The 12,675-nt window shown below is 48.6% G+C and carries 10 protein-coding genes; 6 read left to right on the forward strand and 4 right to left on the reverse strand.

Annotated elements, in window-relative coordinates; translation table 11 throughout:
- Positions 1-11 precede the first annotated feature (11 nt).
- The 6 genes from LZU85_RS08715 (at position 12) to LZU85_RS08740 (ending at position 7,546) form a co-directional block, all read left to right on the forward strand.
- Positions 12-1,712, forward strand: a complete 1,701-nt coding sequence (locus tag LZU85_RS08715) for an ABC transporter permease (RefSeq protein WP_206624303.1) — start codon at positions 12-14, stop codon at positions 1,710-1,712.
- Positions 1,678-2,328 (forward strand): ATP-binding cassette domain-containing protein, encoded by a 651-nt coding sequence (locus LZU85_RS08720; protein WP_072603047.1) that lies wholly within the window; start codon positions 1,678-1,680, stop codon positions 2,326-2,328. The genes LZU85_RS08715 and LZU85_RS08720 overlap by 35 nt, the downstream gene beginning before the upstream one ends.
- Positions 2,318-2,941 (forward strand): CDP-alcohol phosphatidyltransferase family protein, encoded by a 624-nt coding sequence (locus LZU85_RS08725; RefSeq protein WP_061058436.1) that lies wholly within the window; start codon positions 2,318-2,320, stop codon positions 2,939-2,941. Before LZU85_RS08720 ends, LZU85_RS08725 begins: the two co-directional genes overlap by 11 nt.
- Before the next feature lie 105 nt (positions 2,942-3,046).
- On the forward strand, positions 3,047-4,576 hold the full coding sequence (gene norR / locus LZU85_RS08730) for a nitric oxide reductase transcriptional regulator NorR (protein ID WP_206624304.1): 1,530 nt from the start codon (positions 3,047-3,049) through the stop codon (positions 4,574-4,576).
- Positions 4,577-4,779: 203 nt separating this feature from the next.
- Positions 4,780-6,441: a hydroxylamine reductase gene (hcp, locus tag LZU85_RS08735; RefSeq protein WP_108678635.1), complete on the forward strand. Its 1,662-nt coding sequence runs from the start codon at positions 4,780-4,782 to the stop codon at positions 6,439-6,441.
- A gap of 61 nt (positions 6,442-6,502) precedes the next feature.
- On the forward strand, positions 6,503-7,546 hold the full coding sequence (locus LZU85_RS08740) for an FAD-binding oxidoreductase (RefSeq protein ID WP_039553370.1): 1,044 nt from the start codon (positions 6,503-6,505) through the stop codon (positions 7,544-7,546).
- Between the two features lie 68 nt (positions 7,547-7,614).
- On the opposite strand, the gene LZU85_RS08745 is transcribed toward LZU85_RS08740, so the two are convergent.
- The 4 genes from LZU85_RS08745 to LZU85_RS08760 form a co-directional block, all read right to left on the reverse strand.
- Positions 7,615-8,547 carry a class I SAM-dependent methyltransferase gene (locus LZU85_RS08745; protein ID WP_017790573.1) on the reverse strand — a complete coding sequence of 311 codons (933 nt, stop codon included), beginning with the start codon at positions 8,545-8,547 and terminating at the stop codon, positions 7,615-7,617.
- Between the two features lie 20 nt (positions 8,548-8,567).
- Positions 8,568-9,263, reverse strand: a complete 696-nt coding sequence (locus tag LZU85_RS08750; RefSeq protein WP_206624305.1) for a TIGR01621 family pseudouridine synthase — start codon at positions 9,261-9,263, stop codon at positions 8,568-8,570.
- Between the two features lie 113 nt (positions 9,264-9,376).
- On the reverse strand, positions 9,377-10,993 hold the full coding sequence (locus LZU85_RS08755; protein WP_206624306.1) for a methyl-accepting chemotaxis protein: 1,617 nt from the start codon (positions 10,991-10,993) through the stop codon (positions 9,377-9,379).
- Between the two features lie 133 nt (positions 10,994-11,126).
- Positions 11,127-12,554 (reverse strand): sodium-dependent transporter, encoded by a 1,428-nt coding sequence (locus tag LZU85_RS08760; protein ID WP_026060822.1) that lies wholly within the window; start codon positions 12,552-12,554, stop codon positions 11,127-11,129.
- Positions 12,555-12,675 lie beyond the last annotated feature (121 nt).

Raw genomic sequence — 12,675 nt, forward strand, 5'->3', positions numbered from 1 at the left:
ACGAGAGCACGATGTTTAGAGCCGCTTATTTGATACTGATTTTAGTATGCATTGCCCCCGTTATTCCGGGCTTATTCGGCGTGTTGCTCTCGTCTTTTGGTTATATTCCTCCCGTTGGCTTGCACCAATTGTCTTCGATCGGATTTGATGCGGTATTCACTTGGACTGGCGTGGAAAAATCCATCGCTTTGACGGTGTTTAGCGCTCTTTTCAGTACCTACTTGGCTTGCTTGTTTACTTTCGCAATCTTGCAAGCCTTGTGGCAAAACCGCCATTGGAAAAAAGTGGAGTCGCTACTCTCTCCGCTGCTTGCGATGCCCCACGTGGCGTTTGCTATCGGTTTCGCCTTTCTCTTCTCTCCCACAGGGTTGGTTGCGCGAGTCGCTGCGCAAACGTTGGATGTTGGCCTATCAACGGACGATAGTGCTTGGTTTGTCAACGATCCGTATGCGTTGGGGTTGACCATTGCCCTCGCTCTAAAAGAAATCCCATTTTTGTTGCTCATGAGCGTGCCGGTTTTGCAACAGTTAAACGTGGCTCAGCTCAGTCAAGTCTCCGCCTCCATGGGCTATTCACCAGCACAATTCTGGTGGAAAACAGTCCTGCCTCAGTGGCTACAAAAAATGCGTTTTCCACTGTTTGCTGTAATGGCGTATGGCGTTGCGGTGGTTGATCTCAGCTTGATCCTCGGCCCGACGAATCCTGCCACGTTTGCCGTATTGGTGTGGCAGTGGTTTAGTGATCCTGAGTTGGAGTTATTACCAAGAGCTGCCGCAGGTGCGATGGTTCTGTTTGTTATCGCCAGTCTGCTTATGGCAGCTATTGTACTGTTTGAAAAGAGTATCACGGGTTATTTTGGTCGCTGGCAGTATTCCGGTCGATTTGGTTTTTCGCTGCCAGGAAAAACACTCTTTGCTTTTTCAGCGTTATTGGCACTGACCATGTTTCCTTTGATGTTGCTCTGGAGCTTTGCCCACCGCTGGCGATTCCCCGATCTTCTACCCAGCCGTTATAGTGATCGCTTTTGGCAGGCCGAATGGCAAAACGTACTGCCAACCATAGAACAAAGTTTGCTTTTTGCCCTCGCTACAGCATGCGTGACTGTGCTTTTAGCCTTGGTGGCACATGAATACCGCGATAAGCATCGCATTCATCTTCCAGGTTATGTGATTGCCTTGCCGATGTTGATCCCACAGCTTTCAATCTTATTTGGATTGCAAATTGCGACGCTTTATCTCTCGTCCGATGCCTATTCGCTTTGGGTATTGTGGTCACACGTGTTTTTTGCGTTTCCGCTTGTTTATTTGGCTTTGGATGGCCCTTGGCGCAGCTACAACCACAACTACACGCGCGCTGCGCTCAGTCTTGGTAAAGCACCGATTTGGGTCTTTATTCGCATCAAGATGCCCATTCTGATGCCGGCTATTTTGTATGCTTGGGCAGTCGGGGCAAGCGTGAGTCTTGCACAATATTTACCAACACTGATCCTCGGTGCGGGCCGCATCACCACCATTACCACCGAAGCGGTAGCGCTCTCGAGCGGCTCAGATCGTCGCGTGACTGCCATTTACGCATTGTGGCAAGCCATACTGCCATTCGTTTTCTTTTCTATTGCCCTCTTTATTGGACATTTGCAAACGCGCCGCCATCACGCTCGCGTTAAGGACACTAAAACTCATGACGTTTTGTCTCGAAAACCTCGCCATCCATAAACGCTCGGGCGAGACGCTGTTTTCCGACATCAATTTAACGATTGACGCCGGTGAGATTGTTAGCTTAATGGGCCCAAGTGGCTGCGGAAAATCCACATTATTGAGCCTTATCGCTGGTCATTTGAGTGACGAATTTGAATACTCAGGCACGCTTTCGCTTAACCAGCGTGATCTCGCACCTTTGGCCCCCCACCAGCGTCAGGTAGGTATTTTGTTTCAAGATGATATGCTCTTTCCTCATTTGAATATTTGGCAAAATTTAGCGTTTGCACTGCCCAACGACATCAAAGGGACGGAGCGAAAAGCACAGGCTATCAATGCTCTCGACAAAATCGCGTTGTCTGAGTTAGCCGACTCTTATCCAGAGCAAATTTCTGGGGGACAACGGGCGCGGGTCAGCTTGATACGAATGCTATTAGCGAAACCACAAATGGCGCTGCTCGACGAGCCATTTAGTAAACTGGATAAGGAACTGAGAGTGCAATTTCGCGACTGGGTAATCAGCCAACTGCAACAGGCCAATATCCCAGCACTGATGGTGACACACGATATCGATGACGTGCCGCCGGGAAGCCGAGTGCTGCATTGGCCTTGGGAGCAGTGCCATGTTAGATAGATTTAGCATTAAAGTGATACGTTGGCCGCTGACGCAAAGTGCCCAAGTGCTCAACCATTATGGTGTCACCGCTAATCAGATCACCGTACTCGGTTTTGTCTTAGGCTGTTTTGCCCTTCCCGCCCTAATGGCAGAGCAATACCTGCTGGCATTGGCTTTTATTGTTTTAAATCGAGTCTGCGATGGGCTTGATGGGGCGTTAGCACGTATTCAAGGGATCACTGACGCCGGTGGTTTTCTCGACATCAGCTTGGACTTTCTCTTCTACTCGCTCGTCCCTTTTGGCTTTGTCTTGGCTAACCCAGAACAAAACGCCATTGCTGGCGCGTTTTTGATTTTCTCTTTCATTGGAACAGGCAGCAGTTTTCTCGCTTTCGCGGTGATGGCGGGTAAACGGGGCATTGATAACCCGGTTTATCAAAACAAATCACTTTATTACATGAGTGGTCTGACCGAAGGCACAGAAACCATTGCCTGTTTTGTGTTGTTTTGCCTCTTCCCACACTCTTTCGCGACACTTGCTTACCTCTTTGGTGCGGCATGTTGGTTCACGACAGGGACACGTATCTACTCTGGCTTCCATACCCTCAATCAGGTTGATGAAGAGGAATAAGACAAATTGATCGACGTCAATAGAACATCAACTTTTGCCTGAATGCGATGTTCAAATGACATCAGCTTGGTAGCATAACCGCTCAAAATCCCATAAGAGGCGGTTATGTCCCAAACGATTGACCAAGCGGTGTTGAAAATCGCACTGAATTTAAGTTCAACCCTATCAAGCGAACAACAGTACCAACACTTGATTGATGGTATCGCTTCGGTATTTCCTTGTGATGCCGCCGCGTTATTTGTGTTTGACCGCAACGGTTTTCTTACGCCCGTTGCGGTGAAGGGCTTATCCCCAGCGGTATTAGGCCGGCGTTATTTTCCCGCCACCCATCCCCGTTTAGAGCGTATTTTACAAAGTCGCCACACGGTGCGCTTTGATGCCGATTGCGCCCTACCCGATCCCTTTGATGGTTCGCTGCTCACCGAAGATCAATGTATCGATGTGCACGATTGTCTTGGCAGCAGCCTTTATGTCGACGGCCAATTGGTTGGTGTACTAACAATGGATGCTCTGACCGTCGGCGCCTTTGATTATCTCGACCCCGTGATGGTGGAAACCTTTACCGCCTTAACCGCGGCCACCTTGCGCAATATTGCCCAGTTCAAGGCCTTGAAAGCGCAAAACAAAAAGCAAAAAAGCGTCACGCAAACGCTGATCCAGCAAGCGCGATCTCAGCAAGGAGAAATGGTGGGATTTAGCCCGCAAATCAATCAGCTGCGCAAACAAATCACCACCGTAGCCCCTTCAGATTACGCAGTATTGATCATGGGAGAAACGGGCACGGGCAAAGAGCTGGTGGCGCATAACGTTCATGCGCAATCACATCGCAGTGACAAGCCGATGATTTACGTGAACTGTGCGGCGCTCCCAGAAGGATTGGCCGAGAGTGAGCTGTTTGGGCATGTAAAGGGCGCCTTTACCGGCGCCAATCAGCACCGTGCAGGGAAATTCGAGCTGGCTGATGGGGGCACTATTTTTCTTGATGAAGTGGGCGAGCTGCCTCTGGTACTGCAAGCCAAATTGCTGCGCGTGATTCAGCAAGGCGAATTGCAGCGAGTCGGGAGTGATAAACACCTGCTGGTGAATGTGCGCATCATTGCCGCCACCAACCGAGATTTGGAGAAAGAAGTCGAAACAGGCCATTTTCGCGCCGACCTTTTCCATCGTCTGAATGTTTTCCCAATCAAGGTTCCAGCCCTACGTGAGCGAGAAGGCGATATCCCAGTATTAGCCGGTTATCTGCTTGAAAAAGTTCGCCATCAATTCAATGAGCCTAACTTGCATGTTCACCCAAAACTTTTGAACCAATTAGAGCATCTTCCTTGGTATGGTAACGTTCGTGAACTAGAACACACCCTCACTCGCGCCGCTTTGCATGCCATTCAACAAGGACAGACCACCATCAAAAGCGACCATATTGGGACACTGACAAATCAACTTGATGTCAAAAACACATCCACCCTCTTTCCTGAACAAACTCAAGGGATGAGAGAGTTGGTCGAATCCTATCAAAAACAATTAATTGAACACGCTTTATCCCAATCGGATGGAATTTGGGCGAAAGCCGCAGAGTTTCTACAGATGGACAGAGGCAATTTGTACCGGATGGGGAAAAAATTAGGGGTTAAAGCGTAAGCAGCTGAGTATTTCTTGATGTAAAAAAGACACGGACAGCGTGTCTTTTTCACATCGCAGGCATGAGCAATTTAAAAATAAATTATTTAATTTCATATAGATAACAGTTGGCACGCAATCTGCTCTTAGGTGAACGTTTTTAATCTAATAACAACAACCTAAACCCATTTCGTTTAGGGATAACGACACCGGAGACGCCAACTATGTTCTGTATTCAATGTGAACAGACGATTCAAACCCCAGCCGTAAAAGGCTGCTCTTTTGCTCAAGGTATGTGCGGAAAAACCGCAGAAGTGTCCGATTTGCAAGACGTCCTTGTCTACTCATTACAAGGGGTTTCCTACTGGGCGACTCAAGCACATCGATACGGCATCATTAACGATGAAATCAATCAATGGGCGCCAAAAGCATTTTTCTCCACACTGACCAACGTTAACTTCGATCCTGAACGTATTCTGCAATTAACCTCTCAAGCCGCTCAATTTAAAGCACAGCTAAAAGACCAAGTACTCACTGCCTCTTCATTAGCAAACTCGCCACTGTCAGAGGTTCCTGCGGTTGCCGAGTTTGAACTGCCAGAAAACGCACAAGCCATTCTCGCCTTCGCCCCACAAGTTGCGGTCAATCGTGGCAAAGAAAGTGTTCATGAAGACGTCATTGGCCTGCGCTTACTCTGCCTGTATGGCTTAAAAGGGGCCGCCGCCTATATGGAACACGCACGCGTGTTGGAACAAACCAGCAACGACATTTATGCGGAGTACCACGAAATCATGGCTTGGTTAGGCACCGATCCTGAAGATCTTGGCGAGCTACTAGACTGTTCAATGCGTATTGGCCTAATGAACTACAAAGTGATGGAAATGCTCGATCATGGCGAAACCGCGACCTTCGGCCACCCGGTTCCTACCGCGGTCAACGTCAAACCAGTCAAAGGCAAATGCATCTTGGTTTCCGGCCATGACTTACACGATTTAGAAAAAATCTTGCAACAAACCGAAGGCAAAGGCATCAACGTCTACACTAACGGTGAAATGTTACCAGCACACGGCTATCCAGAACTGAACAAATATCCACACCTAGTTGGTAACTATGGCAGTGCTTGGCAAAACCAACAAAAAGAATTTGCGAACTTCCCGGGTGCCATTGTGATGACGTCAAACTGCCTGCTGAACCCTAATGTGGGCCAATACGCAGACCGTTTGTTCACGCGTAGCATCGTAGGCTGGCCGGGTGTCGCTCATATTGAAGGTGACGATTTCAGTGCCGTGATTGAATCTGCGTTGGCACAACCGGGCTTCCAGCACGATGAGATTGAGCACATGATCACCGTCGGCTTTGGCCGTAACGCACTGATGAATGCCGCCCCTGCGGTGATCGATCAAGTGAAACAAGGCAACATCAAACATTTCTTCCTTGTGGGTGGATGTGACGGTGACAAGGCCGAGCGCAGCTACTACACCGACTTCACCGAAGCCGCACCAGAAGATACGCTGATCTTAACGCTTGCTTGCGGTAAGTTCCGTTTCAACAAAAACACCTTTGGTGACATCAACGGCATTCCTCGCCTACTCGATGTTGGCCAATGTAACGACGCGTACTCCGCGATTCAATTGGCGTTGGCGCTGGCACAAGAGTTTGACTGTGGTATCAACGAACTGCCACTAACGCTTGTCCTCTCATGGTTTGAGCAAAAAGCGATTGTTATCCTACTCACCTTGTTCGCACTGGGAGTGAAAGGCATTTACACCGGTCCAACGGCTCCTGCGTTTTTGACCCCTAACCTGATTGCCATCATTCAAGAGAAGTTTGATATGCGCAGCATCGGTAATGTTCAGGACGATCTGAACGCCATTCTTGCCGCTTAATCACTCGTGCCCTCCTTCGTGAGGGCACTTATCTTCCTTCTATCCCAACAAAGAGTGCTCTATGTTTTTTGAATGGCAAGGCAACGAACCCGCAACGTTGCAATGCGTAGACAAGTTTTTTGAAACTGATGACACGGTTTCCATCCGTCTCGCTGATCTCACTGAATCGCTGCTTTTTCAATTTAAGCCAGGCCAGTTCGTTAACCTTGGTGTAGAGATCGACGGCAAGATGGAATTTCGTGCCTACTCAATCAGTTCGCTGGCTGGTGAAGAATACCTTCAGTTCACCATCAAACGAGTTGAGGGGGGCAAAGTGTCAAACTTCATCATCGACTCTCTGCTTATCGGAGATACGGTTCAAGCCCTCGCCCCTGCGGGTGAGTTTAATTGTGTTGACCACCCACCACGTGAATTAAATGGACAAGGGAAAGCACTCTTGATCAGCGCTGGATGTGGTGTCACTCCCGTTTTTGCCATGGCCAAACATTGGCTGAGTAACGAGATGAATGTCGATATTGAGTTTCTTCACATTGCCCGCTCAGCCCAAGAAACGATCTATTTTGATCACCTATCAACCTGCCAGTCGGCCTATGCTCATTTCCACTTAAAGCTGCTGCTCAAAGATGCCCAAGGTACAACGCACCCACAAGGGCGATTCAATGCGCAATGGCTGCAAGATTTGGTGCCAGATTTTGCCACTCGTACCATCTATCTCTGTGGGCCAAATCAGTTTATGCAAGACACGCAAGACTATTTGCAAGCCTTAGGGTTTGATATGAACCACTTTTATCACGAAAGTTTTACCCCAGAGAAAGTCGAAGCTATGGAAGCGAGCGATGAAGAGGTTTGTATTTCGGTGCCTGACTTCGCCCAAACCATCAACGCCAAGAAAGGTCAGTTGTTGGCAGATGTACTTGAAAATGCAGGTCTGCCGTTGATTGTCGCTTGTCGCAGTGGCATTTGTGGCTCATGTAAGTGCAAAGTGGCGAATGGCCAAGTGCGTTCCATCAGCCAAGAAACGCTCACCGCCGAAGAAATTGCGCAAGGTTATGTTCTGGCTTGCTCATCGCACATCGAATCGGATCTGGACGTGAGCTTGCACTAACAAGCTATGCATTTGATAAACAAACGCCCTCACGATTGAGGGCGTTTTCACGTGCGGTGGATACGCTGTTAATTGAAGCGCAGCACTTTCAGCGCGGCTTCACTGTCGATATCCATAAACTCAGGGGGATTGTCCAAACGCTCACGGAAGGTCAACTGAGGCGCTTCTTCTTTCATGCTTTCAATCAAGAAATCACTGCTCACTGCAGGAGAGTTAACGCATGCCAACACCTCACCTTGGTCTGTCAATAACTCTGGCAGACGGCGAAGAATCTTCTTGTAATCCTTGGTTAGCGCAAAACTGCCCTTTTGAAACGACGGCGGATCAATAATCACCAAATCATAAGGGCCCGCTTTTTTGATTTTCCCCCAAGATTTGAAGATGTCGTATCCCAAGAAGCTAACCTGATTGATGTTGTGCTCATTTAACTTGTGGTTGTCACGCCCTTTCGACAACGACGATTTGGCCATATCGACGTTCACCACTTTGTCCGCTCCACCCGCGATCGCCGCAACAGAGAAACCACAGGTGTAGGCAAACAGGTTGAGTACATTTTTGTGTTTGGCATTTTTGCGTACCCAATCGCGGCCATAGCGCATATCCAAAAAGAGGCCAAAGTTCTGATTTCGGCCAATATCTAATTGATATTTCAGGCCACTTTCGACAACCACAGGACGCGCTTCCAACTCGCCAACCAACACTTCGGCTGGATCACCATCGGCATAGCGGTGCTGAATCACCACGCAGCGACCAAGCTTCTCTTGCCACAAAGGTGTGTGCGTTAGGGCTAACAAGCCTTCTCTGAGGCATTGCAAGAACGCCTCATCCACTTGTTTGAAGAGATTGACGATCAACTGGCCGTGCAGCCAATCACAGGTAATTTGTTCTAGCCCTTCAAAACGTCGCCCACGCCCATGAAAAAGACGGCGAATCTCATCGGGAGCTTGCTGTAACTGTGATTCGACATGCTGGAAAAATGTCGTTAGGTGTGATGCTTGCATCTCTGTCTCTACTCATTCGTTTATTTATTGATGGTTGGCCAGTTGAGTTGCCAAGGTGTTAACCATTGTTCAATCGCCTGGTTAAGCGCCTCGCTGTTCCATTTCTCACCCAAGGCGGGCTGATTTCTCGGGTCGCACACGAAGTGGTATTGCTCACCTTGGTATTGGAAACCAAGACAAAACGCGTGTAAGTAGCCACGATCGGAATCGCTGCCCGCATTGTAGATGGGATCGCCAATAATGCTTGAGCCTACCGATTTTAACGCCACGCGGATCTGGTGGGTTTTGCCTGTGTAGGGTTTACACAGAAAGGCACGTTCTCCCGGTTCTCCGGCAAGGGAAAAGAACTGAGTGATGGCGGGATTTTGCTTACTGTTGACCAGCTTCCAGCTGGCCCGTCGTGAGCGTTCCATATCGCCAATAACGGTACCTTGTTTTTTCTTTGGCTTCTTCGCGCCAATGGCGAGATAGAACTTCTCCACCTCTCGTTGCGCAAAGCGTTGTGAAAGCGCGCTGGCCGCCGTGCTGTTTCTTCCCAGCAGCAAAATACCAGAAGTCATTTTGTCCAAACGATGAATGAGGTAAAGCTGCTCATCGCCACTCACTTTCGCGACTTCTTGGAGCAACATGGTGTCGCCATCGTCCTTATGTACCGAAACATGCGGGTATTTGTTGATGATTATAAAATCGGGATGGGTGAAGAGTATGTCAAACATGGCGTAAAAAGCGTTTAAGCCCAATGAAGCGTCAATGGCTGGTTTCAAGAATAAGGGCGAAGTATACCCTTTATCACCATGAATACCAGCCAAAGAGCCAGAGTGCGTCGGTGTTACGCGATACGGAACTTACCAATCAACTGTTCAAGCTGTGCCACTTTGCTTCCCAGCCCCGCCACGCTGGCTGAGCTGCGATTGGCAAGTGCAAGAGATTGCTCTGAGATGTCACTGATGGCCGTGATGTCAGAGGCGATTTCTTTGGTCACGGCGGTCTGTTCCTCTGCGGCGGTCGCGATAGAATTCACCATGCTTTGCACATTCGCCGCTCCAGCCACGATCGCCTCTAGCGACGAGACTGCACCTTGGCTTTGCTCAACACCAATTTCAACCAAACGGCAGTTGTCTTGAGTGTAAGTCACCGCATCATGCGTCCCTGATTGAATGGCTTGAATGATATCTGCCACTTCCTTGGTCGCTTTGGTGGTTCTTTCAGCTAACGCTCTAACCTCATCTGCTACCACCGCAAAACCACGGCCAAACTCACCAGCGCGGGCCGCTTCAATCGCCGCATTCAACGCCAAAAGGTTGGTTTGCGCTGCAATATCTTCAATCACCTTAATCACGCTACCAATTTGTTCGCTATGTGTTCCTAGTGCGTTCATTTGTACCGACATATCACTCATTTGCTGAGAGACTTGCTGAATGCTCGCCACCATATCGACGATCACTTTTCGCCCTTCTTCGGCTGAAGACTCTGAACGTTTGGCTTCCTCAAACGTTGAGGTGCCTTGTTGCGCGACTTCAGAGATCGTGAGGCTAAGCTCTTCGGCTGCGGTGGCAATCAAATTCGCTTTGTCAGCTTGCGCGGATGCGCCCTGAACAATGTCTCGGCTCACATTATTGAGATCGCCAGTCACCACTTGCACTTCACGGGTGACCGAAGAGATTGAGCCAATGAGACTCACAAGCGAATGCTGCATTTTATTGACGGATGCGGCAAGGTTAGCCAACTCATCGCCTGAACGATCTTCAATATCTTCTGCGGTGAGATCGCCACCAGCAACACGTTGAGCCACTTCATCTAGCTTACTCAAGCGCACGGTAATCGAATTCGAAAGCAGATAAGCAATGGTACATGTTAGGACGATACCAATCGCTGTGAGTATCATGATGGTACGCTCAATATTAGACAGAGAGTCCTCTAAGGCCCCCATGGCCGCATCTGCACCCGCAATTTCTTCCTCTGATGCCTCATCAAGCATGTTTTCAATGGGAATTAAATTGGTTTGATATAGGCCACGCAACGCAATGATCAGTGACTCATCGATCACGCCTTGCTGGGTTTTCGTCAAAATTTGAGCTTCAAATGCGTCAGTAAACTGCTTCATGGACGATTCAATTTTCTCAAGGCGGCGATCATCTTCTCCCCCTGGCGTTTCGAGTTTACGCACCTCGCGTAGTGCAGCGGCAAATTCACCTTTATTGTCTCGATAGTCTTGTGCTGCGCCTTCTACGCCTGTCACAACCCCCATCGCATCACGGTAGACGTCTCCCGCTTCATCCACCAAAATTAAGTAGTAAACCACTTCTGGTACATCGTCTTGACGCACTTCATTGGCCACAGAATGCGACTCCGTCACTTCTATCCAAATCGTCGTCACCATCACCAGCATAATGGCTAAAATACTGCCAAAACCAGCGTAGAGCTTTTTCCTGACTGACATCTTCACAACACTTCCCTTCTTAATATAAATAGAACAATCACCATTTATATCGACAAGCTAATCAATATGTTTAGTGTGACGCGTCGCAAAAAAAAACCTCCTTTTGAAGGAGGTTTTTATCACTCAAACGGATTTGAATTTAGAGTTTCTTCGACAGTAGCCCTGCGAAGACGAAGATGGAAATACCAAGAACCATGATCTCGCCTTTGCCGCTATCAAAGCCCGACTTGATGCCCATCACTGCTACGATGGCAATCGCTACAGGGATAATGTACTTCACTAGGTTGTACCAAACACCGAATAGTGGGAAAGAAACTTTGCCGTCGTTGGTGATCTCTTTTTCAAGATCTTCGCGGCTCAAACGCCAGCCGGCAAAGATACATACCAACATACCACCCACTGCAAGGAAGATTTTATCAGTGAGCAAGTCGAAGATATCAAATGCACCAGTATCAAACAGTTTTGGACCCACACCACCTAGCGACAGTGAAGCGAAGATACACAAAGACGCCATCACAACACTTGATGAGATGACAGCCGTTGAACGCTTCATGCCTTTCTCATCGATGAGGTAAGAAACCACCACTTCAAGAAGAGAAACGGAAGAAGTCAGTGCTGCTACAGTCAAACCGATAAAGAACAGGAGCGCCAGAACTAGACCAATAACGCCACCCATTTCAGAGAACAACTGAGGCACAACAACGAATACAAGACCTGGGCCAGCTGCTGGCTCCATACCAAAAGCAAACATCGCTGGGAACATTGCGACACCCGCTAGGATAGCGACACCGGTATCCATCGCAGTAACCATACCCGTGGTTTGTACAAGGTTTTCTTGCTTCTTCAAGTAAGAGCCGTAGGTCATCATACAACCCATACCTAAGCTCAGTGAGAAGAACGCCTGACCTAGAGCGGCCAGCACAACATTGCTGTCTACTTTTGAGAAGTCCGGCATAAACAGGAACTCAAGACCTGCCATCGCGCCTGGCAACATCAAACCTTTCACCGATACGATGATGAGGATGATAAATAGCAGTGGCATTAGGACCTTGCCCGCTTTCTCGATACCACCTGAAACACCACGCATAACAATTACGATGTTTAGTAGTAGGTAGATACCCATCCAAAGCAAAGGTTGAACCGGATCGGAAATAAACGCACCAAAGCTCGAACCAATGGTGTCTGGTGTGCTTAATAGACCACCGCCCACTTTGAAGATGTAAGCCAGTGCCCAGCCACCAACCACTGGGTAGAAACCCATGATCAATAGACCACTGAATACACCTAATACGCCTGTGAACGTCCAACGACGATCCGTTGACTTAAATGCGCCAACTGCAGAAAGACCTGTCTTACGACCAATCGCAAACTCAGTGAGCATTACGCTAAAGCCGATAAAAATAACGAAAAATAGGTAGATCGCAACGAATGCACCGCCGCCGCTCTCACCTGCTGTGTAAGGGAACTTCCATATATTGCCTAAACCGACCGCAGAGCCTGCGGCTGCCATCACGAAGCCTAGTTTAGACCCCCACGTGTCACGTGGTGCTGCACTTGTATTACTCATATCCACGCTCTATCTCCAAAAAATATGTTGTGTTTGCATCCAGATGAGCGTCTAAATAGGTTATGTACAAAATTTTTTACACACGAACATTGTTCGCTTGACGTCATCCTGCTAGCAAGTA

The organism is Vibrio floridensis, from assembly GCF_021852965.1.
In the GTDB taxonomy this organism is placed as follows: Bacteria; Pseudomonadota; Gammaproteobacteria; order Enterobacterales; family Vibrionaceae; genus Vibrio; species Vibrio floridensis.

What these genes read in the sequence shown, in the direction of transcription:
- LZU85_RS08745 (WP_017790573.1), bottom strand. Translation starts at nt 8,547, where the DNA reads ATGCAAGCATCACACCTAACGACATTTTTCCAGCATGTCGAATCACAG.
- LZU85_RS08725 (WP_061058436.1), top strand. Translation starts at nt 2,318, where the DNA reads ATGTTAGATAGATTTAGCATTAAAGTGATACGTTGGCCGCTGACGCAA.
- LZU85_RS08760 (WP_026060822.1), bottom strand. Translation starts at nt 12,554, where the DNA reads ATGAGTAATACAAGTGCAGCACCACGTGACACGTGGGGGTCTAAACTA.
- norR (WP_206624304.1), top strand. Translation starts at nt 3,047, where the DNA reads ATGTCCCAAACGATTGACCAAGCGGTGTTGAAAATCGCACTGAATTTA.
- LZU85_RS08740 (WP_039553370.1), top strand. Translation starts at nt 6,503, where the DNA reads ATGTTTTTTGAATGGCAAGGCAACGAACCCGCAACGTTGCAATGCGTA.
- LZU85_RS08750 (WP_206624305.1), bottom strand. Translation starts at nt 9,263, where the DNA reads ATGTTTGACATACTCTTCACCCATCCCGATTTTATAATCATCAACAAA.
- hcp (WP_108678635.1), top strand. Translation starts at nt 4,780, where the DNA reads ATGTTCTGTATTCAATGTGAACAGACGATTCAAACCCCAGCCGTAAAA.
- LZU85_RS08715 (WP_206624303.1), top strand. Translation starts at nt 12, where the DNA reads ATGTTTAGAGCCGCTTATTTGATACTGATTTTAGTATGCATTGCCCCC.
- LZU85_RS08720 (WP_072603047.1), top strand. Translation starts at nt 1,678, where the DNA reads ATGACGTTTTGTCTCGAAAACCTCGCCATCCATAAACGCTCGGGCGAG.